This is a genomic window from Variovorax sp. OV700 (assembly GCF_900099805.1).
GTDB lineage: Bacteria > Pseudomonadota > Gammaproteobacteria > Burkholderiales > Burkholderiaceae_C > Variovorax.
In genome coordinates this window covers 61,469-83,705 of the sequence record NZ_FNDR01000005.1, presented here as the reverse complement: position 1 = coordinate 83,705, position 22,237 = coordinate 61,469, and the positions used below count along the sequence as shown (strand labels likewise).

The 22,237-nt window shown below is 66.2% G+C and carries 24 protein-coding genes; 15 read left to right on the top strand and 9 right to left on the bottom strand.

The window, feature by feature from the left end; translation table 11 throughout:
- Positions 1 to 121: 121 nt before the first annotated feature.
- The 8 genes from BLR24_RS13255 (at position 122) to BLR24_RS13220 (ending at position 6,957) form a co-directional block, all read left to right on the top strand.
- Positions 122 to 1,801: a CTP synthase gene (locus BLR24_RS13255; protein ID WP_055805307.1), complete on the top strand. Its 1,680-nt coding sequence runs from the start codon at positions 122 to 124 to the stop codon at positions 1,799 to 1,801.
- Complete coding sequence (gene kdsA, locus BLR24_RS13250) at positions 1,798 to 2,655, top strand: 3-deoxy-8-phosphooctulonate synthase (RefSeq protein WP_093017535.1); 858 nt, start codon at positions 1,798 to 1,800, stop codon at positions 2,653 to 2,655. The genes BLR24_RS13255 and kdsA overlap by 4 nt, the downstream gene beginning before the upstream one ends.
- On the top strand, positions 2,652 to 2,942 hold the full coding sequence (locus tag BLR24_RS13245; RefSeq protein ID WP_093017533.1) for a DUF1330 domain-containing protein: 291 nt from the start codon (positions 2,652 to 2,654) through the stop codon (positions 2,940 to 2,942). The genes kdsA and BLR24_RS13245 overlap by 4 nt, the downstream gene beginning before the upstream one ends.
- Before the next feature lie 25 nt (positions 2,943 to 2,967).
- On the top strand, positions 2,968 to 4,251 hold the full coding sequence (gene eno / locus BLR24_RS13240; protein WP_055805298.1) for a phosphopyruvate hydratase: 1,284 nt from the start codon (positions 2,968 to 2,970) through the stop codon (positions 4,249 to 4,251).
- 17 nt (positions 4,252 to 4,268) lie between these two features.
- The gene (ftsB, locus tag BLR24_RS13235) at positions 4,269 to 4,547 is read left to right on the top strand and encodes a cell division protein FtsB (protein WP_093017531.1); all 279 of its coding nucleotides are present in this window, start codon (positions 4,269 to 4,271) and stop codon (positions 4,545 to 4,547) included.
- 114 nt (positions 4,548 to 4,661) lie between these two features.
- On the top strand, positions 4,662 to 5,282 hold the full coding sequence (pnuC, locus tag BLR24_RS13230; protein ID WP_093017529.1) for a nicotinamide riboside transporter PnuC: 621 nt from the start codon (positions 4,662 to 4,664) through the stop codon (positions 5,280 to 5,282).
- A complete protein-coding gene (locus BLR24_RS13225) occupies positions 5,279 to 5,977 on the top strand; it encodes an AAA family ATPase (RefSeq protein WP_093018219.1) in 699 nt (232 codons plus the stop codon). The genes pnuC and BLR24_RS13225 overlap by 4 nt, the downstream gene beginning before the upstream one ends.
- Entirely contained in the window at positions 5,977 to 6,957 is a 981-nt protein-coding gene (locus BLR24_RS13220; protein ID WP_175543266.1) for a hypothetical protein, read from the top strand. The genes BLR24_RS13225 and BLR24_RS13220 overlap by 1 nt, the downstream gene beginning before the upstream one ends.
- Before the next feature lie 30 nt (positions 6,958 to 6,987).
- On the opposite strand, the gene BLR24_RS13215 is transcribed toward BLR24_RS13220, so the two are convergent.
- The gene (locus BLR24_RS13215; protein WP_093017525.1) at positions 6,988 to 7,995 is read right to left on the bottom strand and encodes an Hsp33 family molecular chaperone HslO; all 1,008 of its coding nucleotides are present in this window, start codon (positions 7,993 to 7,995) and stop codon (positions 6,988 to 6,990) included.
- A 34-nt stretch (positions 7,996 to 8,029) separates the two neighbouring features.
- The gene (locus BLR24_RS13210; protein WP_093017523.1) at positions 8,030 to 8,554 is read right to left on the bottom strand and encodes a gamma carbonic anhydrase family protein; all 525 of its coding nucleotides are present in this window, start codon (positions 8,552 to 8,554) and stop codon (positions 8,030 to 8,032) included.
- A 37-nt stretch (positions 8,555 to 8,591) separates the two neighbouring features.
- Here BLR24_RS13210 and BLR24_RS13205 point away from each other — a divergent pair, with 37 nt between their 5' ends.
- Positions 8,592 to 9,404, top strand: coding sequence for a ferritin-like domain-containing protein (locus BLR24_RS13205; protein ID WP_093017521.1), 813 nt, complete (start codon positions 8,592 to 8,594; stop codon positions 9,402 to 9,404).
- 9 nt (positions 9,405 to 9,413) lie between these two features.
- Here BLR24_RS13205 and BLR24_RS13200 read toward each other — a convergent pair whose 3' ends face one another.
- The 5 genes from BLR24_RS13200 to BLR24_RS13180 form a co-directional block, all read right to left on the bottom strand.
- The gene (locus BLR24_RS13200; RefSeq protein WP_093017519.1) at positions 9,414 to 9,890 is read right to left on the bottom strand and encodes a MaoC family dehydratase; all 477 of its coding nucleotides are present in this window, start codon (positions 9,888 to 9,890) and stop codon (positions 9,414 to 9,416) included.
- A 59-nt stretch (positions 9,891 to 9,949) separates the two neighbouring features.
- Complete coding sequence (locus BLR24_RS13195) at positions 9,950 to 10,945, bottom strand: Bug family tripartite tricarboxylate transporter substrate binding protein (RefSeq protein ID WP_093017517.1); 996 nt, start codon at positions 10,943 to 10,945, stop codon at positions 9,950 to 9,952.
- Positions 10,942 to 11,718, bottom strand: a complete 777-nt coding sequence (locus BLR24_RS13190; RefSeq protein WP_093017515.1) for a DUF72 domain-containing protein — start codon at positions 11,716 to 11,718, stop codon at positions 10,942 to 10,944. Before BLR24_RS13190 ends, BLR24_RS13195 begins: the two co-directional genes overlap by 4 nt.
- Before the next feature lie 12 nt (positions 11,719 to 11,730).
- The gene (gene xerD / locus BLR24_RS13185) at positions 11,731 to 12,642 is read right to left on the bottom strand and encodes a site-specific tyrosine recombinase XerD (RefSeq protein WP_093017513.1); all 912 of its coding nucleotides are present in this window, start codon (positions 12,640 to 12,642) and stop codon (positions 11,731 to 11,733) included.
- Positions 12,643 to 12,721: 79 nt separating this feature from the next.
- Positions 12,722 to 13,696 carry a tripartite tricarboxylate transporter substrate binding protein BugE gene (locus BLR24_RS13180; RefSeq protein WP_093017511.1) on the bottom strand — a complete coding sequence of 325 codons (975 nt, stop codon included), beginning with the start codon at positions 13,694 to 13,696 and terminating at the stop codon, positions 12,722 to 12,724.
- A 101-nt stretch (positions 13,697 to 13,797) separates the two neighbouring features.
- Between BLR24_RS13180 and BLR24_RS13175 the strand changes: the two genes are divergently transcribed.
- Positions 13,798 to 14,715, top strand: a complete 918-nt coding sequence (locus BLR24_RS13175; protein ID WP_093017509.1) for an AEC family transporter — start codon at positions 13,798 to 13,800, stop codon at positions 14,713 to 14,715.
- Here BLR24_RS13175 and queG read toward each other — a convergent pair.
- Positions 14,663 to 15,790: a tRNA epoxyqueuosine(34) reductase QueG gene (gene queG / locus BLR24_RS13170; RefSeq protein WP_093017507.1), complete on the bottom strand. Its 1,128-nt coding sequence runs from the start codon at positions 15,788 to 15,790 to the stop codon at positions 14,663 to 14,665. The two genes, BLR24_RS13175 and queG, sit on opposite strands and share 53 nt — an antisense overlap.
- On the opposite strand from queG, the gene tsaE reads away from it, so the two are divergent.
- The 3 genes from tsaE (at position 15,776) to BLR24_RS13155 (ending at position 18,286) form a co-directional block, all read left to right on the top strand.
- Positions 15,776 to 16,285 (top strand): tRNA (adenosine(37)-N6)-threonylcarbamoyltransferase complex ATPase subunit type 1 TsaE, encoded by a 510-nt coding sequence (gene tsaE / locus BLR24_RS13165; RefSeq protein WP_093017505.1) that lies wholly within the window; start codon positions 15,776 to 15,778, stop codon positions 16,283 to 16,285. The two genes, queG and tsaE, sit on opposite strands and share 15 nt — an antisense overlap.
- On the top strand, positions 16,282 to 17,862 hold the full coding sequence (locus BLR24_RS13160; protein WP_093017503.1) for an N-acetylmuramoyl-L-alanine amidase: 1,581 nt from the start codon (positions 16,282 to 16,284) through the stop codon (positions 17,860 to 17,862). The genes tsaE and BLR24_RS13160 overlap by 4 nt, the downstream gene beginning before the upstream one ends.
- Positions 17,863 to 17,995: 133 nt before the next feature.
- Positions 17,996 to 18,286 (top strand): glycine zipper domain-containing protein, encoded by a 291-nt coding sequence (locus BLR24_RS13155; protein ID WP_254787271.1) that lies wholly within the window; start codon positions 17,996 to 17,998, stop codon positions 18,284 to 18,286.
- A gap of 60 nt (positions 18,287 to 18,346) precedes the next feature.
- On the opposite strand, the gene BLR24_RS13150 is transcribed toward BLR24_RS13155, so the two are convergent.
- Positions 18,347 to 19,015 carry a DedA family protein gene (locus BLR24_RS13150; RefSeq protein WP_093017501.1) on the bottom strand — a complete coding sequence of 223 codons (669 nt, stop codon included), beginning with the start codon at positions 19,013 to 19,015 and terminating at the stop codon, positions 18,347 to 18,349.
- Positions 19,016 to 19,119: 104 nt separating this feature from the next.
- Between BLR24_RS13150 and mutL the strand changes: the two genes are divergently transcribed.
- The gene (gene mutL, locus BLR24_RS13145; RefSeq protein WP_093017499.1) at positions 19,120 to 21,009 is read left to right on the top strand and encodes a DNA mismatch repair endonuclease MutL; all 1,890 of its coding nucleotides are present in this window, start codon (positions 19,120 to 19,122) and stop codon (positions 21,007 to 21,009) included.
- A 187-nt stretch (positions 21,010 to 21,196) separates the two neighbouring features.
- Positions 21,197 to 22,201, top strand: coding sequence for an alpha/beta hydrolase (locus BLR24_RS13140; RefSeq protein ID WP_093017497.1), 1,005 nt, complete (start codon positions 21,197 to 21,199; stop codon positions 22,199 to 22,201).
- Positions 22,202 to 22,237 lie beyond the last annotated feature (36 nt).

Sequence of the window (22,237 nt, the reverse complement as noted above, 5' to 3'; positions counted from 1 at the left end):
CCCGCACTTCGGGCGGCCGTGCGTCGCGGCCCTTAGAAAGATGTCCTTGGCGGAAGCTGTCGCAATGGGCACACCTATAATCAGCATTTCCCACTGCCCGGTCCTCGCGTCCGGAACTGGCATGACCAAATTTGTCTTCGTCACCGGTGGTGTCGTATCTTCCCTTGGCAAGGGAATCGCCTCCGCCTCCCTCGCTGCGATCCTCGAATCGCGCGGCCTCAAAGTCACCCTCATCAAGCTGGATCCGTACATCAATGTCGATCCCGGCACGATGTCGCCGTTCCAGCATGGCGAGGTGTTCGTTACCGACGACGGTGCCGAGACCGACCTCGACCTCGGCCACTACGAGCGCTTCATCACCACGCGGATGCGCAAGGCCAACAACTTCACCACCGGCCAGATCTACAAGACCGTGCTCGAAAAAGAGCGCCGCGGCGACTACCTCGGCAAGACGGTACAGGTGATCCCGCACATCACCAACGAGATCCAGGAATACATCAAGCGCGGCGCCGGCCTCGGCACCGCGCATGAAGTGGACGTGGCCATCGTCGAAATCGGCGGCACGGTGGGCGACATCGAATCGCTCCCGTTCCTCGAAGCCGTGCGCCAGATGAGCCTGCGCATGGGCCCGAACAACTCGGCCTTCGTGCACCTGAGCTACGTGCCCTGGATCGCCGCCGCCGGCGAGCTCAAGACCAAGCCCACCCAGCACACCGCCAAGGAACTGCGTGCCATCGGCATTCAGGCCGACGCACTGCTGTGCCGTGCCGACCGTCCGATTCCCGACGACGAGCGCGCCAAGATCTCGCTGTTCTCGAACGTGCCCGAATGGGGTGTGATCTCGATGTGGGACGTCGACACCATCTACAAGGTGCCGCGCATGCTGCACGAGCAGGGCCTGGACGGCCTCATCTGCGACAAGCTGCGCATCAACACGCCGCCCGCCAAGCTGCAGCGCTGGGACGATCTGGTCTACGAAGTCGAGCATCCGCAGCAGGAAGTGAGCATTGCCATGGTCGGCAAGTACGTCGACCTGTCCGACAGCTACAAGTCGCTGAACGAAGCACTGCGCCACGCCGGCATGAAGAACCATGCCCGCGTGAAGATCGACTACATCGATTCCGAAACCATTTCGGCGCAAGACGTCTCGCGGCTTGCCAAGTACGACGCGATCCTGGTGCCCGGCGGCTTCGGCCAGCGCGGCGTCGAGGGCAAGATCTCGGCCGCCCGCTTTGCGCGCGAAGGCAAGGTGCCCTACCTCGGCATCTGCCTGGGCATGCAGGTGGCAACCATCGAATACGCGCGCCACGTGGCGGGCCTCAAGAACGCCAACAGCACCGAGTTCGATCCCGAAACGCCCTGCCCCGTGATCGCGCTGATCACCGAATGGAAGGACGCCGACGGCACCGTGAAGACGCGCAACGAGAAGTCAGACCTCGGCGGCACCATGCGCCTGGGCGCGCAAAGCTCCGACGTTACGGCCGGCACGCTGGCCCACAGCATCTACGGCGACGTGGTGACCGAACGCCACCGCCACCGCTACGAAGCCAACGTGAACTACCTCGACGAGCTGCGCGCCGCAGGTCTCGTGATTTCCGCGCTGACGCAGCGCGAGCACCTCACCGAAATCGTCGAGCTGCCGCAGGACGTGCACCCCTGGTACATGGGCGTGCAGTTCCACCCCGAATTCAAGTCGACGCCGTGGAGCGGCCATCCGCTCTTCAACGCCTTCATCAAGGCGGCGCTCGAGCACAAGGCCCGCAGTGCGGGCGGTGCAAAGAACCTGAAGGCAGTCGCATGAAACTCTGCGGATTCGACATCGGGCTCGACCAGCCCTTCTTCCTGATTGCCGGACCCTGCGTGGTCGAATCCGAGCAATTGCAGATGGACACGGCCGGCACGCTGAAGGAAATCACTTCCTCGCTCGGCATTCCGTTCATTTTCAAGAGCAGCTTCGACAAGGCCAACCGGTCGTCGGGCACCAGCTTTCGCGGCCCGGGCCGCGAGAAGGGCCTGGAGATCCTGGCCAAGGTGAAGCGCGAACTCGGCCTGCCGGTGCTGACCGACGTTCACACCGAAGACGACATCACCGAGGCCGCCAAGGTGGTCGATGTGCTGCAGACCCCCGCCTTCCTGTGCCGCCAGACCGACTTCATCCGCGCGGTGGCGCAGTCGGGCAAGCCGGTCAACATCAAGAAGGGCCAGTTCCTCGCGCCGCACGACATGAAGAACGTGATCGACAAGGCGCGCGCGGCGGCCAAGGAAGCGGGCCTGCCCGAAGACAGCTTCATGGCCTGCGAACGCGGCGCGAGCTTTGGTTACAACAACCTCGTGTCCGACATGCGTTCGCTCGCAATCATGCGCGAGACTGGCGCACCCGTCGTGTTCGACGCCACCCACTCGGTGCAGCTGCCGGGCGGCCAGGGCACGAGCTCGGGCGGCCAGCGCGAAATGGTGCCGGTGCTGTCGCGCGCGGCCGTGGCCGTGGGCGTGGCCGGACTCTTCATGGAAACGCACCCCGACCCCGCCAAGGCACTGAGCGACGGCCCCAATGCCGTGCCGCTCAAGCACATGAAGGCCCTGCTCGAAACGCTGCTCGCTCTCGACCAGGTCACCAAGAAAAACGCTTTCCTCGAGGACATCTTTCAGCAATGAGCAGCGCCTACATCATCGCCAACGTCGAAGTCACCAACCCGGTGCAGTACGAGGACTACAAGAAGTGGTCCACCGAAGCCATGAAGGCGCACGGTGCCGAGGTGTGTGTGCGCGGCGGCAAGGTCGAAGTGCTCGAGGGCGACTGGGCTCCCCAGCGCATCGTGATCCTCAAGTTCCCGAGCGTCGAAGCCGCCAAGAAATTCAATGAATCGCCCGAGTACGGCAAGGCGCGCGCCTCGCGCCAGGGCGCCGCGATCATGCGCATGATCGTTGTCGAAGGTCTGTGATCCGTTTTATTGAGAAAGACAAAAGATGAGTGCAATCGTTGACATCGTCGGCCGCGAAATCCTCGACAGCCGCGGCAATCCCACAGTCGAGTGCGACGTGCTGCTCGAATCGGGCACCATGGGCCGCGCGGCCGTGCCATCGGGCGCATCGACCGGTTCGCGCGAAGCCATCGAGCTGCGCGACGGCGACAAGAAGCGCTACCTGGGCAAGGGCGTGCTCAAGGCCGTGGAGAACATCAACACCGAGATCTCGGAATCCGTGCTCGGCCTGGACGCCAGCGAGCAGGCCTTCCTCGACCGCACGATGATCGACCTGGACGGCACCGACAACAAGGGCCGCCTGGGCGCCAACGCCACCCTGGCCGTTTCGATGGCCGTGGCACGCGCCGCGGCCGAAGAGTCGGGCCTGCCGCTTTACCGCTATTTCGGCGGCATGGGCGGCATGCAGCTGCCGGTGCCGATGATGAACGTCATCAACGGCGGCGCGCACGCCAACAACAGCCTCGATCTGCAAGAGTTCATGATCATCCCCGTGGGTGCGCCAAGCTTCCGCGAGGCCGTTCGCTACGGCGCCGAGGTGTTCCACGCGCTCAAGAAGATCCTGGGCGACCGCGGCATCAGCACGGCGGTCGGCGACGAAGGCGGTTTCGCGCCCAGCGTCGAGAGCCATGAAGCAGCCATCCAGCTGATTCTCGAAGCCATCGACAAGGCCGGCTACGTGGCGGGCGAGCAGATTGCGCTCGGCCTCGACTGCGCCGCCAGCGAGTTCTACAAGGACGGCAACTACGTGCTCTCCGGCGAGAACCTCACGCTGTCGGCCGGCAACTGGGCCGACATGCTGGCCACCTGGGTCGACAAGTACCCGATCATCAGCATCGAGGACGGCATGCACGAAGGCGACTGGGACGGCTGGAAGCTGCTCACCGACCGCCTCGGCAAGCGCGTTCAGCTGGTGGGCGACGACCTGTTCGTCACCAACACCAAGATCCTGCAGGAAGGCATCGACAAGGGCATTGCCAACTCGATCCTCATCAAGATCAACCAGATCGGCACGCTGACCGAGACCTTCGCCGCCATCGAGATGGCCAAGCGCGCGGGCTACACGGCCGTCATCTCGCACCGCTCGGGCGAAACCGAGGACAGCACCATCGCCGACATCGCGGTGGGCACCAACGCCGGCCAGATCAAGACTGGTTCGCTCTCGCGCTCCGACCGCATCGCCAAGTACAACCAGCTGCTGCGCATCGAAGAAGACCTCGGCGACATCGCCAGCTACCCCGGCCGCGGCGCGTTCTACAACCTGAAGTAGCGCTCGAAGCCGGCGGCATGCGCTCGCGCCTCGTTCCACCCATCGTGCTGTTGCTGCTGCTGGTCATCCTGCAGTGGCAGCTGTGGAACGGGCGCGGCAGCGTGCGCGACGTGTCGCAGCTGCAGACCAAGCTGGCGGAGCAAAAAGAGGCCAATGCCAAGGCCACTGTGACCAACGAGCGGCTGGCCTCAGAGGTCAACGACCTCAAGGTCGGCCTCGAGATGGTCGAGGAGCGCGCGCGCCAAGAATTGGGCATGGTCAAGCCCAACGAAGTGTTCGTTCAGGTCACACGCTGAATATGGCCCCCACGCTCGGCACTGCGTGTCCTCGCTGCCCCCCGAGGGGGCCGCTCGCGCCTTGGGGCGGCCCGGCGGCGCTCGATACTCCCACACTCGGCACCTGACGCCCTGATGCCCGAGTTCTTCTCGGCCCCCGCCTTCGCGCTCTGGGGCTCACCGGTCAGCTGGCTCGAACTCGTGGCCGCCGTGCTGGCGCTTGCGATGGTCGGCTGCAACATGCGCGAAGTCCATTGGGGCTGGCCGCTCGCGATCGTCAGTTCGCTGCTCTACGTGGCTGTGTTCGCACAGGCACGCATCTATGGCGACGCCTCGCTCCAGGTGTTTTTCGCGATCGTCGCGAGCTGGGGCTGGTTTCAGTGGCTGCGGGGCCATCGCGCCGATGGCAGTGCATTGCGGGTCAGCCGGCTGCCGCCGCGCGGCATCGCGTTTTCGCTGGCGGCCTGCGCACTGGCGTGGCCCGCGGTCGCGCTCTTCCTGCACCGTTTTACAGACACCGACGTGCCCTGGTGGGACGGGTTCTCGACCGGGCTCAGCCTCGTCGGCCAGTTCCTGCTCGGGCGCAAATTCATCGAGAACTGGCTCGTGTGGCTGGCGGTGAACATCGTGAGCGTAGGCCTGTTCATCCACAAGGGCCTGTGGCTCACGGTCGGCCTCTACGCCGTGTTTGCTGTGCTCAGCGTGGCCGGCTTTCTTGCATGGCGCACGCGCATGCCCGGGGCTGCGCGCGCATGACTCCCATGCTGCCGGTCGGATGCGTCGTTGCGCTGCTCGGCGCCGAGAGCACGGGCAAGACCGAACTCGCCCGCGCGCTCGTGCAGCGCCTGCAAGAGCGCGGCATTGCAACCACGATGGTGGGCGAATACCTGCGCGAGTGGTGCGACCGCGAAGGCCGCACGCCCCGCCCCGACGAGCAGCGGTCCATTGCCCAAGAGCAGACCCGCCGCATCGACGCCGCGGCCGCCGTGGGCGTGGTGGTGGCCGACACCACGGCCCTCATGACCGCGGTCTACAGCGAGCAGCTGTTCGGCGACACCTCGCTCCATGCCGACGCGCTGGCGGCGCAGGCGCGCTATGCCATCACCTTGCTGACCGCGCTCGACATTCCATGGGTTGCCGACGCATTGCGCGATGGCGATCACGCGCGCGAGCCCACCGATGCGCTGGTGCGCGCGGCGCTGACGGGCGCGAGGCTTTCTTTCGCGGTGGTGCACGGCACCGGCAGCGAAAGGCTTTCCAGTGCGTGGAACGCCATCAACTCCATTGCCGCCAGCGAAGGCCGGCCTCGCGCACGAGGCCGCTTCGATTCGAAACCAGCCGCCTGGACATGGCCTTGCGAGAAGTGCTCCGACCCGGAATGCGAACATCGGCTCTTCAGCGACCTGATCGGACGCCGCGACAACCCCTCGACCCCCAGTTCGGAGATCTGATGTTCCCGATTCGTTTCTCTCATCATTCCGCTGGCTGGGCCAGCCTCTTGTTTGCCGCACTGCTCGCGGCCGGCGCCGCCATGGCCGCGCCCGTTGCCGCCACGGTGGAAAACGCCACCACGCCCACGGCCTGCGCCGAGGAAGACAACGTCTCGTTGGTGCTGCACGGCGCTGGCATCCGGCGCATGCGCATCGAGGCGCTGCAACCGCCCTACCTGGACAGCATCGGCAACGACACCACCGCACCCGACTTCTCGAACTGCAACTTCGACGGCGGTGCGCACCCCACCGATCCCGCGCACAAGTTCAAGCCCCGCCGCGTGGTGCTGCTGGACGACGCGCAGTGGCGCATCGTCGGCATGACCTTGCCGAGCTTCTGGCGGCCGCAGCAAGTGCCGGTGCGCGTGGGCGCGCGTACGGACCGTGGCTTTCACATGCTGCAGATCTTCCGCAAGGAAGAAGGCAAGGCGCTCGAGGCGCTGGTGCTCTATCCGGCCGACGGCTACTGGCGCATCAAGCCGCTGCCGGAAGAACGCTTCGGTGACGGGGTGTACGGCTCTTCGTTCCTGCTCGGGCCGGTCGAACAGGGCAAGCGGCCGGTGGTCGACATTGCGTCGATCCGCATCGTGCCCAAGCCCCTGGCCATCCACCTGCGCTTCGTCGGGGGCGGCAGCGCCGTGGCCAAGGTTTCCGAGATCAGCCGAACGCGCACCGCGCTCGACGTGCGACTCTCGTCGCCGACGGCCAATGCCCGGCCCTTTGCCGTGCTGCGCTCGATGTACGTCACGCCCGACAACGCCGACGTGAGCGAGGTGCGGTGGCAGGAGTCGCCCGATGCCGCGGAGCAGGTGCTGTCCCTTCCCGAGCTGAAGACGCTGAGCGGCACGCACCTGCGCTTCGGACGCAGCCTGCCTTCGCGCCACAACACCAGCGCACCCGACATCGTGTTCGGCGACTTCGACGACAAGGCGCCGCGCTGATCTAGGCGGCCGGCTTCGCCGACGGCGCTGTTACTGGACGACGGGGCTGCCCGGAACCTGGTCGCCCGGCGGCCTGAAGATCTGCGCCGCATCGACCGCGTCGAAGCGGTACTGCTTGCCGCAGAAGTCGCAGCCCACTTCGATGTCGCCGCGCTCCGCGAGGATCTCCTCGGCCTCTTCCACGCCGAGCCCGCGGATCATCTGCGCCACGCGGTCGCGGCCGCAGGTGCACGCGAAGTGCGGCCCTAGCAGGCCCGCCTGCGGCTCGAAGCGCAGCAGCTTTTCTTCCCAGAACAGGCGCCGAAGAATGGTCTCGATGTCGAGCGTCAGCAACTCGTCGCGCGTGAGGCTCGAGGCGAGAATCGAAATGCGGTTGTAGTCCTCGTTCAGGCCGATCTGGTCCTGGTTGCCCTGGTCATGGTCCCTGACCGATGTGCCGGACTGGCCTTCGAGATTGCCCTCGCCCTTGACCGGCAAGCGCTGGATGAGCAGGCCCGCCGCCACCTTGTCGTCGGCCGCGAGCACCAGCGTCGTGTCGAGCTGCTCGCTCTGCAGCATGTAGTGCTGCAGCACGTCGCTGAGCTTGCCGAGCTTCTCGCCCTCGTCGTCGAAGAGCGGCACCACGCCCTGGTAAGGCGTCGTGCCCGGCAGCTTGTCCTTGGGGTCGAGCGTGATCGCGCAGCGGCCCTTGTTGTTCTCGTTCACCATCTCCGGCAGGCGCGCATCGGCAGGCAGGTTGCCGATCACCTTGGCGGTGGCGCGCAGGCTCAGGTCGGGCTTGGCCTCGGCCACGGCCACCTTGACCGGACCGTCGCCGAAGATCTGCAGAATCAACGCGCCGTTGAACTTGATGTTGGCCTGCATCAGAGTGGCCGCGGCGGTCATCTCGCCGAGCAGCTCGGCCACGGGCGGCGCATAGGCGCCGGTGGCGGTGTTGGAGGCGCGCCGCGCCAGGATTTCCTGCCACGCATCTGTCAGGCGCACGATCATGCCGCGCACCGGGAGGCCATCGAACAGGAATTTGTGCAGCTCGCTCAAAACGGATTCTTCTTTCTGTTGGGCCCGCGCTCGGTCAGGCAATCTTCTTGAGGCCCTTCGCATAGCGAACGGCGTTGTCGACGTAATGGTCGGAGCCGTGGCGCAAACGGGCGGCGTCTTGGTCGCTGATCGTGCGCATCACCTTGGCGGGCGAACCGAAGATCAGGGAATTGTCGGGAAACTCCTTGCCCTCGGTCACGACGCTGCCGGCACCGACAATCGAATTGCGGCCGATCTTCGCGTTATTCAAGACCACGGCCTGGATGCCGATCAGCGAGTTGTCGCCGATGGTGCAGCCATGCAGCATGACCTGGTGGCCGATGGTGACGTTCTCGCCGATGGTGAGCGGGCTGCCGGGGTCGGAGTGCAGCATCGACATGTCCTGCACGTTGCTGTTGCGTCCGATGGTCATCGTCTCGTTGTCGCCGCGCAGCACCGCACCGAACCAGATGCTCGCGTTCTCGCCCAGCTGCACGTTGCCGATCACTTCCGCGCTGTCGGCGACCCATGCGCCGGTGCCGAGTTGCGGCGCAACGCCGTCGAGTTCATAGAGGGCCATCGTGGAGTCTCCGGGAGCAAAAACTAGAATTGTAGGGATGCACCCCCGATTGAGCGCGCTGGCCGCGCTGCGACTGAGCGATCCTGAAGCAAAGGTGGCGGCAACACGCACCACCGCTGCGCGAGCCGCTACCGATTCCATAGCAACCGAACCCCTGCGCACGGTAGGCGATGACATCGGCGTGCCGGGCCGTCCCGAAAGGCCGCTGCGCGTGGCTGCCACCGCCGTGCAAAAACGCTCGCCCTTCACGACCGACGGCCGCGCTGCGCTGATCCATTCGATCTGCCACATCGAGTTCAACGCCATCAATCTTGCGCTCGATGCGGTCTGGCGCTACGACGGCATGCCCGAGGCCTACTACCGCGACTGGCTGCGCGTGGCCGATGAAGAGGCACAGCACTTCACGCTGCTGCATGCGCACCTGCAGGACATGGGCTGGCGCTACGGCGACTTACCCGGCCACGACGGGCTCTGGAGCATGTGCGAGAAAACGAAGGACGACGTGCTGGCGCGCATGGCGCTGGTGCCACGCACGCTCGAAGCGCGAGGGCTCGACGCCACGCCGCTGATCCAGGCCAAGCTGAAGCGCGTCAACACGCCCGATGCACTGCGCGCGGTCGAGATCCTCGACATCATCCTGCGCGACGAAGTGGGCCACGTGGCCATCGGCAACCACTGGTACCGCTGGCTCTGCGAGCGTGAGGGCCGCGACCCCGAGGCGACCTACCCCGAACTGGTGGCACGCTACGAGGCGCCGCGCCTGAAGCCGCCCTTCAACCTCGAAGCCCGCGGACGGGCCGGCTTCAGCACCGAGGAACTGCGCGCGCTCTCGGCCAGCAGCAAAGACTGAACGGAAGGCCTACGCAGGCCGGGCGTGCACCACCAGCTTCGGCGTGAAGTACTGGACCACCTCGCCCAGCTGGTTGAGCGTGCGGCAGCGCATCGTCACCATCGCGCGGCCGGGCTTGGAGCGCGAGGGCGTGATCTCGAGGACTTCGCTCACCACATGCAGCACATCGCCGGGCCGCGTGGGCTTGGGCCATTGCAGTTCGCCGCCCGAGCCGATGATGCCCTCGGCCAGCGGAATGCCGCTTTCCACCAGCAGCTTCATCGTGAGCGCCGCCGTGTGCCAGCCACTCGCCGCCAGGCCGCCGAAGAAAGTGTTCTTCGCGGCCTTTTCGTCGGTGTGAAAAGGCTGCGGATCGAACTGAAGCGCAAAGGCCTTGATCTGCTTCACGTCCAGCACATGTTCGCCGCTCTGGAAACGATCGCCAACCGACAGGTCTTCCAGGTACAGCGCGCGCTTCGCGCCGGTGTCGTCAGGGAGTGCCACCATGGGAGTTCCTTGTAGTGCCTGTGCGCATTCTCGAACTTTCAGCGCGCCAGGACGCAGGGTCAATCGGCCTTGATGTTCGCGGCCTTGACGATGCGCCCGTTGCTCTCGAACTCCGAGGCGATCTCCTTGGCAAAGGCCGCGGGGGTGCCGCCGGTCGGCACGTTGTCGGTGGCCGTGAGCTTGGCGCGCAACTCGGGGCTCGCCAGCGCCTTGTTGATCTCGGCGTTGTACTTTGCAACGAGCGCGGGTGGTGTCGCCGCGGGCGCGAAGACACCGAACAGCGAGTTGATGTTGGCCGCGTTGTAGCCCAGCTCGCCCAGCGTGGGCACCTGCGGCAAGCTTTCGAGCCGCGCGGGCGCGCCCACCGCCAGCGGACGCAGCTTGCCCGACTGGATGTGCGAAGTGAGCGTGGGGCTCGCGTTGCTCGAAAGAATCTCGAACTGCCCGCCCAAGCCATCGTTGAGCTGCTGGCCGCCACCCTTGTAGGGCACGTGCGTGATGTCCACGCCCGCCGCCGCCCTCACCTGCTCCAGCACGATGTGGCCGAGCGACGCCGGACCCGAAGTGGCCCAGCGCACCGCGCCCGGCTGCGCCTTGGCATCGGCGATGAGCGCGCGGAAATCCTTTGACTTGCTGGCCGGCGTGGCGATCAGCAGCACCGGCGAATACATCACGCTCGCGACGGGCGCGATGTCTTTCTGCGGATCGAAGGGCAGCTTGCCGAGGTGCGGGCTCAACACCAGCGGGCTGATGGCCGAAAAGCCCAGCGTGGCGCCATCGGGCGCGGCCTTGGCCACTGCGTCCATGCCGATGGTGCCGCTGGCACCGGCGCGGTTTTCCACCACCACGGTGGTTCCCAACTGCGTGGCGAGTTTGTCGCCGAGCGCGCGCGCGACCACGTCGCTGACGCCTCCTGCGGGGTACGCCACGATGAGGCGGATGGTCTTGGGAATGGTCTGGGCCTGTGCACCGGCAGCCGCTGCGCAGAGCGCCGCGCCGGCAAGGAACCACGCGGACTTGAATGAAAAATGCATGTCGAATCTGGAGAAGTTCATGGATGTCCCATGGAGGGAGGCGCCGATTTTGAAGCAATGCGCAACAGCGTCAGCGCGTTGCCCACGGCTGCGCCGCTGGCCGTGTTGTCGAAGATGCACCAGCATGCCGCGCCGTCCCTCTCCGTGGCCTGGCGCAAGCGAACGGCAAGCCGCAGCAACAGTGCGTCGTCGTAGGCCGACCAGTAGCGGCGTGGTGAACCGTGCAGGCGCAGGTACACCAGCCCGGGCCATCCCCCCGGTGCCGCGGCCTCGTGGAACAGGACCGGGTCGGCCAGCACGCGGGCCACGTGAAACAACGAGAGCAAGCCTTCCGCCTGCGGCACGAACCAGCTGCGATGCCGCGGCTCGAGCGCCACCGGGCCTTCGAACCTCTTTCGCAGCGCCGCCAAGAATCGCTTTGCAATGCCTGCATCGAACGCAAGGCTGGGCGGCAGCTGCACGACGAGGCAGCCAAGCTTGCCGCCCAACCCGCCGACCTGCGCGAGGAACGCCTCGAACGCAGGCATGGCATCGGCCAGCCGCCTTTCGTGCGTAATGAACTGCGGCAACTTCACCGCGAAGCGGAAGCCGCCGGGCGTGCTGGCGGCCCAGCGCTCATAGGTTTCGCGCCGGTGAGGCTTGTAGAACGAGCTGTCGATTTCCACCGCATCGAAGCGCTGCGCATAGCGCGCCAGATGCGAACCATCGGCAGGAAAATCGGGCCACGACACCCGCGGCAGGCTCCAGCCCGCGCAACCGATGCGGAGCAGCGGCGGCGGCATGGCACGGTTCATTCGCGTGCACCCTCAGCCGCGCGGGTGGTGCCTGGCGTGCAGCTGCTTGAGCCGCTCGCGCGCCACGTGGGTGTAGATGGTGGTGGTCGAAATATCGGCGTGCCCCAGCAGCAGCTGCACCGCGCGCAGGTCGGCGCCATGGTTCAGCAAATGCGTGGCGAACGCATGGCGCAAGGTGTGCGGCGACAACGGCACGTGAATGCCGGCCGCGGCGGCCTGCTTCTTCACGATGATCCAGAACATCACGCGCGTCATGCCCGCGCCGCGCGAAGTCACGAACAGGTCGGGCGTCTGCTGGCCGTCCAGGATGGCGGGCCGCGACTCCTCCAGGTAGCGCTCGATCCAGCGCCTGGCCTCGCCGCCGAAGGGCACGAGGCGTTCCTTGTTGCCCTTGCCCAGCACGCGCAACACACCGTCATTCAGGCTCATGTCGATGGCCTTGAGCGACACGAGCTCGCTCACGCGCAGCCCGCTCGCATACATCAGCTCGAGCATGGCGCGATCGCGCAGCCCCAGCGGCGTCTCGACGTCGGGCGCGGCCAGCAGGTCGTCGACCTGCTTCTCGGACAAGGTCTTGATGGCGCGCGGCATCTGCCGCGCCGGCGCGAGCCGCAGGCTCGGATCGGCCGAGATGCGCCGCTCGCGCAGCGCCCAGCGGTAGTAGCGCTTGAACACGGTGAGCCGGCGATTGGCCGAGGTGGCCTTGCCTTTGGTGGAAAGGCGCACGCCCATGTAGGCCTGCAGGTCGTTCTCCTTCGCGGCATCGAGCAGCGCGCCGCCGCGCTCCTTGCGCAGCCACCCGGCGAACAGCGCCAGGTCGCGCCGGTAGGCGGCCAGCGTGTTTTTCGACAGTCCGTCTTCGAGCCAGAGGGCGTCGATGAAGTCGTCGATTTCAGGGGTTTGTGTGGCGGTGGCCTCGGTCATGCCTGCAAGATAGCAAAAAGAAAATCACCAAAGAAAAAGGCCGCCTCGTGCGGGCGGCCTTGGCTCAGAGCAACTGCGGTCAGTCGAGCTTCAGCTTCTGCTTGGCAACCACCTGCTTGTAGACGTCGTACTCGGCCTTGATCTGCGCGGCAAACTGCTCGGGCGTGTTGGCCACGATCAGCGAACCGGTGTCTTCGATGCGCTTCTTCACGGCCGGGTCTTCCACGGACTTCTTCACGCCGGCATTGATCTTGTCGACCACTTCCTTCGGCAGGCCCTTGGGGCCGAGGATGCCGTAGTAGGCCATGCGATTGACCGGCTCGAGCCCCACTTCCTTGAAGGTCGGCACGTTGGGCAACGCGGCAAGGCGCTGCGGCGCCGACACCACGATGGGAACCAGGCGGCCGCTCTGGATGAACGGCATGGCCGACGGAATGTTGTCGAAAATGATCGGCACCTGGCCTGCCACCACGTCGTTGAGCGCGGGGCCCGCGCCGCGATAGGGAATGTGCGTTACGAAGGTGTTGGTAAGGCTCTTGTAGAGCTCCATCAGCAGATGGCCGATGCCGCCCGTGCCCGACGAGGCATATGAATACTTGCCGGGGTTCTTCTTGAGCTCGGCCACGAACTCTGCATAGTTCTTGGCCGGGAAGCTCGGGTTCACCGCAATGATGTTCGGCGTGGCCGCAATGTTGATGATCGGCGTGAAGTCGTTGATGGGGTCGTACGGCACCTTGGGGTTGATGGCCGGGTTGGCCGCCGTGCTCGAGACCGTGGCCACGCCGAGCTTGTAGCCGTCGGGCGTGGCGCGCGCCGTTTCGGCCGCACCCACGATGCCGCCGCCACCCGCGCGGTTGATCACCACCACGGGTTGACCCAGCACCTTGCCCAGCGGATCGGCAATCACGCGCGCCACGATGTCGGTGGTGCCGCCCGGTGCAAAGGGCACGCTCAGTTCGACCGGCTTGTTGGGATAGCCCTGCGCGAAGCTCTGGCCCGCGACCGCGACCAGCGCGGCGGCACCCATCATGGCGCCCCATTGACGACGTTGCATCGAAAACTCCTTGATTGACTGTGTCGAAAAAGCAAAGCCCCGGATGCTAGCGGCTTCGCACCGGGCCCGTGCTGTGGAATACCCATGGTCCGCCGCGGTTTATGCTCGAAGCGGTGAACTTCGCCCAGCTGCTCTTTCCGGATTTTTCTCTCATTGCCATCGGTTGGCTGCTTTGCCGCTACACCGCTCTCGACCGCCGCGTGTGGGACCAGGTCGAAAGCCTGGTGTACTACTTTCTTTTTCCGGTACTGCTGTTCCATTCGATCGTGCGCAGCCCGCTCGATTTTGGCGCCACATCGAGCCTGCTCACCGCGGGCGTGGGCATCGGCATCAGCGGCATCGCGCTGGCCTATGCACTGCCCTTCATCCCGGGCCTGCGCACGCACATCGACCGCCGCGATCACGCCGCAAGCGCGCAGATCGCGTTTCGCTTCAACTCCTTCATCTGCCTCGCGCTGGCCGAACGGTTGGCCGGCCCGCAAGGCCTGTTGCTGATCGCGGTGCTGATCGGCGTGTGCGTGCCCATGTTCAACATCGCGGCCGTCTGGCCGATGACGCGGCACGCCAAGACCGGGTTTGCGCGGCAGCTGGTGCGCAATCCGCTGATCGTTGCCACGCTGGCGGGGCTGCTCGCGAACGTGCTGGGCTTCACCGTTCCGAACTGGGCCACGCCGACGCTCACGCGCATCGGCGCCGCATCGCTTGCGCTCGGCCTGCTGGCAGCGGGAGCGGGCATGCAGTTCGCAACCCTTGGGCGCGGCAAGGTGCTGGCGGTTTCGGTGCTGGCCATCCGGCACCTGATCTTGCCCCTGGTCGCTTGGGGTCTCTCCCTTGCGCTGCGCCTGGACGCCACGCAGGCTTCCGTGCTGATGGCGTTTTCGGCCGTGCCCACGGCCTCGAGCGCCTATGTGCTGGCAGCGCGCATGGGCTACAACGGGCCGTACGTGGCGGGTCTCGTGACCCTGTCTACGTTGTTGGGGATGGCCAGCCTGCCGTTTGCGCTGGCGTTGCCGCGCTAGCCGACTCGGGCTGCTGCGCCAGCGCCCACGCCACGTGCTCGCGCACCAGTTCGCTGGGGTGGGCAGCCCGTGTGGCCAGTGCCTCCGCGGCACCGCTTTCGCCAGCACGCAGTGCGTTGCCAAGCGCGACGGCGATGTTGCGCAACCATCGTTCGTGCCCGATGCGCCGGATGGGACTGCCTTCGGTGAAGCGCAAGAAATCTTCCTCGCTCCAGGCGAAGAGTGACGCCAGCGCCTGGCCGGTCAGCCCTTCGCGTGCGTCGAAGTCGGGCAGCGCGCTTTTCTTCGCAAACTTGTTCCAGGGGCAGATCAGCTGGCAGTCGTCGCAACCGTAGATGCGGTTGCCCATCAACGGCCGAAGCTCCAGCGGAATCGGTCCGCCGTGCTCGATGGTGAGATACGAGATGCAGCGGCGCGCATCGAGCCGGTAGGGCGCAATGATGGCCTTCGTCGGGCACACGTCGATGCAGGCGCTGCAACTGCCGCAATGCGCGGTGACCGGCTCGCTCTCGGGCAGCGCCATGTCGACGTAGATCTCGCCGAGAAAGAACATCGAGCCCGCGCTTCGATCCAGCACCAGCGTGTGCTTGCCGCGCCAGCCTTGGCCGCTGCGCGACGCGAGTTCGGCTTCGAGCACCGGGGCCGAATCGGTGAAGGCGCGATGCCCGAACGGGCCGACCTCCTCGGCAATGCGTTCGGCCAGCCTGGCCAGCCGTGCACGCAGCACCTTGTGATAGTCGCGGCCGCGTGCATAGACGGAGACGATGGCCTCGCCGGGGCGCGTGAGACGGTCGAATTCGACGGCCTGCCAATCGTCCAGCGGCGTGTCACGCGGCAGGTAGTCCATGCGGGCCGTGATGACGCTCACCGTGCCCGGCACCAGCTCTGCGGGCCGCGCGCGGCGCGTGCCGTGCGTTGCCATGTATTTCATCTCGCCATGGAACCCATGGGCCAGCCATTGCATCAGACCTTCCTCGGCGCTCGATAGATCGACGCCCGCGATTCCGATTTGGGAGAATCCGAGTTCCCGGGCCAATGCCTGAATACGAGCAACGAGTGGATGGCTGACGATCACTTGCCGATTGTAGAAATTCCGAAGAACGCCGGCCGCACGCTGCACTGGCGCAGCGAGGACGACACCGCCGCCTTCGCACGCGCGCTCGCGGCCTCGCCCGCCTTGCGCGATGCCTTCATTGCGCTGCATGGCGACCTCGGCGCCGGCAAGACCACCTTCGTGCGGCACCTGCTGCGCGCGCTGGGCATCCAGGGTCGCATCAAGAGCCCGACCTATGCGGTGGTCGAGCCGCACGAGGCACCCGACGGGCTCGCCATCTTCCATTTCGATTTCTATCGCTTCAACGATCCCCGCGAATGGGACGACGCCGGTTTTCGCGACATTTTTGCGGGACCGGGGCTCAAGCTCGCTGAATGGCCGGAAAACGCCGCAGGCCGCACACCAACTGCCGACCTCGCTATTAAAATAGAAGCAATGACAGACGACACACGCAGCGTGGCCCTCCTGGCCAACACCCCGCGCGGCAGCGACCTGCTGGCGCGCGTCGGCGCATGAAGGCGAGCGGCCTCAAGCGGCGCGTGCTGCTGCAAGGCGGCAGCATTGCGCTGATGCTCGGCGTGCACCAGATCGCGCGCGGCGCCACCATCCTCGCAGTGCGCGTATGGCCCGCCGCCGACTACACGCGCGTGACCATCGAGTCCGATGCGCGCCTGCATTCGCAGCAACTCGTGGTGGGCAGTCCGCCGCGGCTGGCAGTGGACATCGAAGGCATCGACCTGAATCCCGAACTGCGCGAGCTGGTCGGCAAGATCAAGCCCGGCGACCCCTACATCAACGGCCTGCGCGTCGGGCAAAACGCGCCGAAGGTGGTGCGCATCGTCTTCGACCTGAAGCAGGCCGTGGTGCCGCAGGTGTTCTCGCTGGCGCCGATCGCCGCGTACAAGCACCGGTTGGTGCTCGACCTCTACCCCGAAAAAGCCATCGATCCGATGGAAGCGCTGATCACCGAGCGCCTGCGCGAGGCACCGCGCAGCGGCGGTAGCAGCAGCGGCAACGACACCGCCGTGGCCAGCGCGCCCTCGGTCCCACCGCCCGCCGCGCCCTCTTCGGCCGTCGCGCCCGATGGCGGGCCGCCGATCCTCGTGCGGCCGTCGCCCAACGTGCCCGCGCCGCGCCCTGTGCCCGGCAGCACCGCGCCTCCCGCTCGGCCGCCGGCCGCGGCGGCCGCGCCCGCGCCCGATCCGCTCGGCGAACTGATGACGCAGCAGTCGACGCGGCCCGGGCCTGCCGCGCCACCACCACCTGTCGCGCCCATTGCGCCTGCTGCGCCTGTCGCACCTGCCGTGCCCCCCGCGCCCCCCGCGCCCCCCGCGCCCGCACGCGGCAACGCTACCGCCAGCCGCACCGACCGCATCATCATCGTGGCGCTCGATCCCGGCCACGGCGGCGAAGACCCGGGTGCCATCGGCCCCAACGGCACGCGCGAAAAAGACATCGTGCTGCAGATCGCGCACCGCCTTCGCGACCGCATCAACGCCAGCAGCGTCAACGGCAATCCGATGCGTGCGTTTCTCACGCGTGATGCGGACTTTTTCGTGCCGCTGGGCGTGCGCGTGCAAAAAGCACGGCGCGTGCAGGCCGACCTGTTCGTGAGCATCCATGCCGATGCCTTCACCACGCCCGCCGCGCGCGGCGCGAGCGTGTTCGCGCTGAGCCAGAGCGGCGCCTCGAGCAGCGCCGCACGCTGGCTCGCCAACAAGGAAAACGATGCCGACAAGGTGGGCGGCGTGAACGTCGGCAACCATGAAGCGCAGGTGCAGCGCGCACTGCTCGACATGAGCACCACGGCACAGATCAACGACAGCCTGAAGCTCGGCGGCGCCATGCTCGGTGAGATCCGCGGCATCGGTGCGCGGCTGCACAAGCCGCAGGTCGAGCAGGCCGGTTTTGCCGTGCTCAAGGCGCCCGACATTCCAAGCGTGCTGGTCGAGACGGCATTCATCAGCAACCCCGAAGAAGAAGCCAACCTGCGCAGCGTCAGCTACCAGGAAAGCCTTTCCGACGCGCTGATGCGCGGCATCCAGCGCTACTTTGCGCAGAACCCGCCGCTGGCGCGCAGCCGTCAGCTTTGAACTGTCTTGCGCCGCCCTGCTGTCCCACGCGGGGCGGCCCGTGGCACCGCACACCCAGGCGCGGCAGGCTCCTACAACGCCGGCAGGCCGCTTTTGCCCATCATGGTCACATCACTCTAGAAAGGTGGACGACATGATGAAGGCACGAATCTGGATGGCTGCTGCGGCGGCTACCACGGTCATGGCAGTGGCGGGTTGCGCATCCGGTCCCAATCAGAACCTGGGCACCGGGGTCGGCGCACTCGGCGGCGCGGCAGTGGGCCACGCCATTGGCGGCAATACCGCCAGTACGCTGGGCGGCGCAGCCATCGGCGGCGTGATTGGCAACCAGGTGGGCCGTAGTGTGGACGAACGCAACTACTACGAGAGCCAGCGCGCTTATCCGCCGAACACCTACTACCCGCGCAACGGTCCGACCTACTGACCCGTTCTGACCCTCTACTGAGAAGCGCGCCACCACCGGCGCGCTTTTTTTGAGCGCCGGTCAGGCCTTCGAAGGCAATTGCGCGCGAGCCTTTTCCGCGCGCGACGCACGCCAGGCGCCGAAGATGGCGATCAGGCCAGGCACGAAGATCAGCGCCCAGATGATCTTGTCGAGGTGCTCGCGCACGAAGGGCAGGTTGCCGAAGAAATAGCCCGCCGTTGCGATGCCAAGCACCCAGATCAGCCCGCCGACCACGTTGAACATCGTGAACTTTGCGCGGCTCATTTCGGCCACGCCGGCCACGAAGGGCGCAAAGGTGCGAATGAAGGGCATGAAGCGGGCAAGAATGATCGTGACGCCGCCGTAGCGCTCGTAGAACGCATGCGCCTGGTCGAAGGCCTTGCGGTTGAAGAAGCGCGAGTTCTCCCACTTGAAGACCTTGGGCCCGAAGAAGCGGCCGATGCTGTAGTTGCACTGGTCGCCCAGGATGGCAGCGGCAATCAGAACCGCGCAGGCCAGCGGAAAGCTCATCAGCCCCACGCCGCACAGTGCACCCACGATAAAGAGCAGCGAGTCACCGGGCAGGAACGGCATCACCACCGCGCCGGTCTCCACGAACACGATCAGGAAGAGCAGTGCATAGACCCACGGTCCATAGGCAATGACGAAGGCCTCGAGATGTTTATCTACATGCAGGATGAAGTCGACGAGAAAGCTGATGATTTCCATGGTGGCGGATTATCCGTGCTGCGTGCCGCATGGCTTCCCGTGATGGATTCAGAGACCCTGGATGACAGCTCGATACATCCGGATGACGCTTCTAGAATGCTCGCGTGAGCGCCCTTCCCTCCTCCATTCCCTCTCTCGAACGACGTCCGATCCGCGAACTTCCCGACGAGCTGATCAGCCAGATCGCGGCCGGCGAAGTGGTCGAACGCCCGGCATCCGTGGTGCGCGAGCTGCTCGACAACGCACTCGATGCAGGCGCACGGCAGGTCACGGTGCGGCTGGCCTCGGGTGGCGTTCGGCTGATCTCGGTCGAGGACGACGGCCAGGGCATTCCGCGCGAGGAACTCACGGTGGCGCTGCGCCGCCATGCGACCAGCAAGATCGCCAGCCTGAACGACCTGGAAACCGTGGGCACCATGGGCTTTCGCGGCGAGGCGCTCGCGGCCATCAATGCCATTGCCGAACTCAGCATTCTTTCGCGCTTTGCGGGTGCCGACGGTGCCTTTGCGCTCGATGGCCGCACCGGCGAATTGCGCCCGGTAGCCCGCGCCGTGGGCACCACGGTCGAGGTGCGCGAGCTTTTCTTCGCCACGCCGGCACGCCGCAAGTTCCTGAAGACCGACGCCACCGAACTGGCCCACTGCATCGAGGCCGTGCGGCGCCATGCGCTGGCGCGGCAAGAAGTCGGCTTCTCGGTGTGGCACGACGGCAAGCTGGTGGAGCAGTGGCGCGCCGCTGACCAGCGCGAGCAGCGGCTCGCCGATGCGCTCAGCGACGACTTCGTGGCGCAGAGCGTGGCAGTCGATCATGTCGGCGGCCCGGTTCGCGTGGTCGGCCGTGCGGGCATTCCCGACGCGGCCCGGTCGCGCGGAGATCAGCAGTTCTTCTACGTCAACGGCCGTTTCGTGCGCGACAAGGTGCTTTCGCACGCGGTGCGCAGCGCCTATGAAGACGTCCTGCATGGCCAACGCCAGCCGGTGTACGCGCTCTACCTCGAAATCGACCCGTCGCGGGTCGACGTGAACGTGCATCCGACCAAGATCGAAGTGCGCTTTCGCGACGGGCGCGAGGTGCACCAGGCGGTGCGCCACGCCATCGAGAACGCGCTTGCCGCGCCGCGCGCGGGCGATGCGGTGGCGCCGGCGGGCGTGCAGCAACCCTTTTTCAAGCCGAACCTGCCGGCTTCGGGCGTCACCTGGGCGCAGCCCGCCATCAACTTCACGGCCAGGGAGCGCGGGGCCGGCGATTTCGAGGCCATGTGGCCGCGTCGGGCGGACGAGGCGTCCCACTCACCCGAGCCCGCTGCCTCGGGCTGGCCCAGTGCCGGCGCATCGCCGATGGCGTTGCGCGCCCCGGCCGGGTTGCCGGGTGAATCGTCAGCACCCGAAGCCCTTGCCACCCACGACGAAGCCTGGCCGCTCGGCCGCGCGCTGGCGCAACTGCAAGGCATTTACATCCTGGCCGAGAACAGCCAGGGCCTGATCGTGGTCGACATGCACGCCGCGCACGAGCGCATCGTCTACGAGCGGCTCAAGATGCAGCTGGACGGCGCCGCCATCACCAGCCAGCCGCTGCTGATTCCGGCCACGTTCGCGGCCACGCCGCAAGAAGTGGCCACCGCCGAAGCCTGCGCCGCGGTACTGCCCACGCTGGGGCTGGAAATCACCCCCTTTTCGCCGCGCACCCTTGCGGTGCGTGCGGTCCCGGGCACCCTGGCCGATGGCGATCCGGTGGAGCTCGCGCGCAGCGTGCTGGCCGAACTGGCCCAGCACGAAGCGAGCAGCGTGGTGCAGCGGGCACGGAACGAATTGCTTTCGACTATGGCCTGCCACGGTGCCGTGCGGGCCAATCGCAAGCTCACCATCGACGAAATGAACGCTTTATTACGTCAAATGGAAGCAACCGAGCGCTCGGACCAGTGCAACCATGGCCGCCCCACTTGGCGGCAGCTGTCGATTCGCGAGCTGGACGCGCTTTTTATGCGCGGCAGGTAACCAATCGGGTGCTTTTGAGGGTTTTTCCGGGGTTTTTGGCGGTCATCCGTGAAACGGGCACGGGCGTTGCATGTGTAGAACAAAGTGCCGCATGAGCACTGCGAGGGAGGGGTGCTGAGGCGCAGTGTCGGCGCGTTTCAGTCGAAAGTACATGAACTTTCTGCCGGCTTCGCTGTCCCTCTAGCCCATGAAACGCTGGTCCCTGCTTGCCTCCGTTCTTTCGCTGTGCGCCCTTCTGGCGGCCGGTTGCTCCACGTTCGATGAGCAGCAACGCGAGTGGATCTTTCAACCCAGCGACCGCAGCTGGGGCAACACCGCCACCATGACCGAGGGCATGCAGGACGTCTGGATCGACTTCCAGTCGTCCATTACCGGAGAATCCGCACGCCTTCATGGCCTCTGGCTCGGCGGCGAGCCCGAAACTACCGACCGGCCCGTGATGCTTTACCTGCATGGTGCCCGCTACAACGTGGCCGGCTCGGCGCCGCGCATCCAGCGCATGCACGATCTGGGCTTTTCGGTGCTGGCCATCGACTACCGCGGCTTCGGCAAGAGCTCCAAGGGCCTGCCGTCCGAAGAATCGGCACGCGAAGACGCCCGCGCCGCCTGGACTTGGCTTGCCGCCCGCCACCCCCGTCAGCACCGTTACATCTTCGGCCACTCGCTCGGAGGCGCCATCGGCATCGACCTGGCCGCGCACGTCAACGACGAGAGCGGCACCATCGTCGAAAGCACCTTCACCTCCATTGCCGACGTGGTGAGCGGCTTCAAGTGGGGCTGGCTGCCGTTCGGTGCCCTCATCACGCAGCGCTTCGAGGCGATCAATCGGGTCAAGGACATCGGCGCGCCACTGCTGGTGGTGCATGGCACCGCCGACAGCCTCATCAACCCCACGCTGGGCCGCAAGCTCTACAACGCGGCCACGGTCCCCAAGCTGTTCGTGCTGGTCGAGGGCGGGTCGCACCACAACACCAATTCGGTCGGAGAGGCCCAGTACCGCTCCGCGCTCTCTCAGCTGTTCCGCATGAAGCCCGAGGCCACCCTGGCCGTGCGGCACACGGATGGCTTGCCCATGCCCGTGACGCGCGCCGCGCAACCGGTGCCCGTATTGCCGCCGACCCAGGGCGCGGATTCGACTGCTCTGCCGCAAGAAGCGCGCGCCAAGGCCGCCGCCAGCGCGCAGGCCATCTGACGCAAGGCCCGGCTTCGTTTTTGTTGTTACCCTCGG

Bases quoted from the DNA above. Each gene is read 5' to 3' on its own strand.
- BLR24_RS13255 (WP_055805307.1), top strand. From the start codon at position 122: ATGACCAAATTTGTCTTCGTCACCGGTGGTGTCGTATCTTCCCTTGGC.
- kdsA (WP_093017535.1), top strand. From the start codon at position 1,798: ATGAAACTCTGCGGATTCGACATCGGGCTCGACCAGCCCTTCTTCCTG.
- BLR24_RS13245 (WP_093017533.1), top strand. From the start codon at position 2,652: ATGAGCAGCGCCTACATCATCGCCAACGTCGAAGTCACCAACCCGGTG.
- eno (WP_055805298.1), top strand. From the start codon at position 2,968: ATGAGTGCAATCGTTGACATCGTCGGCCGCGAAATCCTCGACAGCCGC.
- ftsB (WP_093017531.1), top strand. From the start codon at position 4,269: ATGCGCTCGCGCCTCGTTCCACCCATCGTGCTGTTGCTGCTGCTGGTC.
- pnuC (WP_093017529.1), top strand. From the start codon at position 4,662: ATGCCCGAGTTCTTCTCGGCCCCCGCCTTCGCGCTCTGGGGCTCACCG.
- BLR24_RS13225 (WP_093018219.1), top strand. From the start codon at position 5,279: ATGACTCCCATGCTGCCGGTCGGATGCGTCGTTGCGCTGCTCGGCGCC.
- BLR24_RS13220 (WP_175543266.1), top strand. From the start codon at position 5,977: ATGTTCCCGATTCGTTTCTCTCATCATTCCGCTGGCTGGGCCAGCCTC.
- BLR24_RS13210 (WP_093017523.1), bottom strand. From the start codon at position 8,554: ATGGCCCTCTATGAACTCGACGGCGTTGCGCCGCAACTCGGCACCGGC.
- BLR24_RS13205 (WP_093017521.1), top strand. From the start codon at position 8,592: ATGCACCCCCGATTGAGCGCGCTGGCCGCGCTGCGACTGAGCGATCCT.
- BLR24_RS13200 (WP_093017519.1), bottom strand. From the start codon at position 9,890: ATGGTGGCACTCCCTGACGACACCGGCGCGAAGCGCGCGCTGTACCTG.
- BLR24_RS13195 (WP_093017517.1), bottom strand. From the start codon at position 10,945: ATGAACTTCTCCAGATTCGACATGCATTTTTCATTCAAGTCCGCGTGG.
- BLR24_RS13190 (WP_093017515.1), bottom strand. From the start codon at position 11,718: ATGAACCGTGCCATGCCGCCGCCGCTGCTCCGCATCGGTTGCGCGGGC.
- xerD (WP_093017513.1), bottom strand. From the start codon at position 12,642: ATGACCGAGGCCACCGCCACACAAACCCCTGAAATCGACGACTTCATC.
- BLR24_RS13180 (WP_093017511.1), bottom strand. From the start codon at position 13,696: ATGCAACGTCGTCAATGGGGCGCCATGATGGGTGCCGCCGCGCTGGTC.
- BLR24_RS13175 (WP_093017509.1), top strand. From the start codon at position 13,798: ATGCTCGAAGCGGTGAACTTCGCCCAGCTGCTCTTTCCGGATTTTTCT.
- tsaE (WP_093017505.1), top strand. From the start codon at position 15,776: ATGGCTGACGATCACTTGCCGATTGTAGAAATTCCGAAGAACGCCGGC.
- BLR24_RS13160 (WP_093017503.1), top strand. From the start codon at position 16,282: ATGAAGGCGAGCGGCCTCAAGCGGCGCGTGCTGCTGCAAGGCGGCAGC.
- BLR24_RS13155 (WP_254787271.1), top strand. From the start codon at position 17,996: ATGATGAAGGCACGAATCTGGATGGCTGCTGCGGCGGCTACCACGGTC.
- BLR24_RS13150 (WP_093017501.1), bottom strand. From the start codon at position 19,015: ATGGAAATCATCAGCTTTCTCGTCGACTTCATCCTGCATGTAGATAAA.
- BLR24_RS13140 (WP_093017497.1), top strand. From the start codon at position 21,197: ATGAAACGCTGGTCCCTGCTTGCCTCCGTTCTTTCGCTGTGCGCCCTT.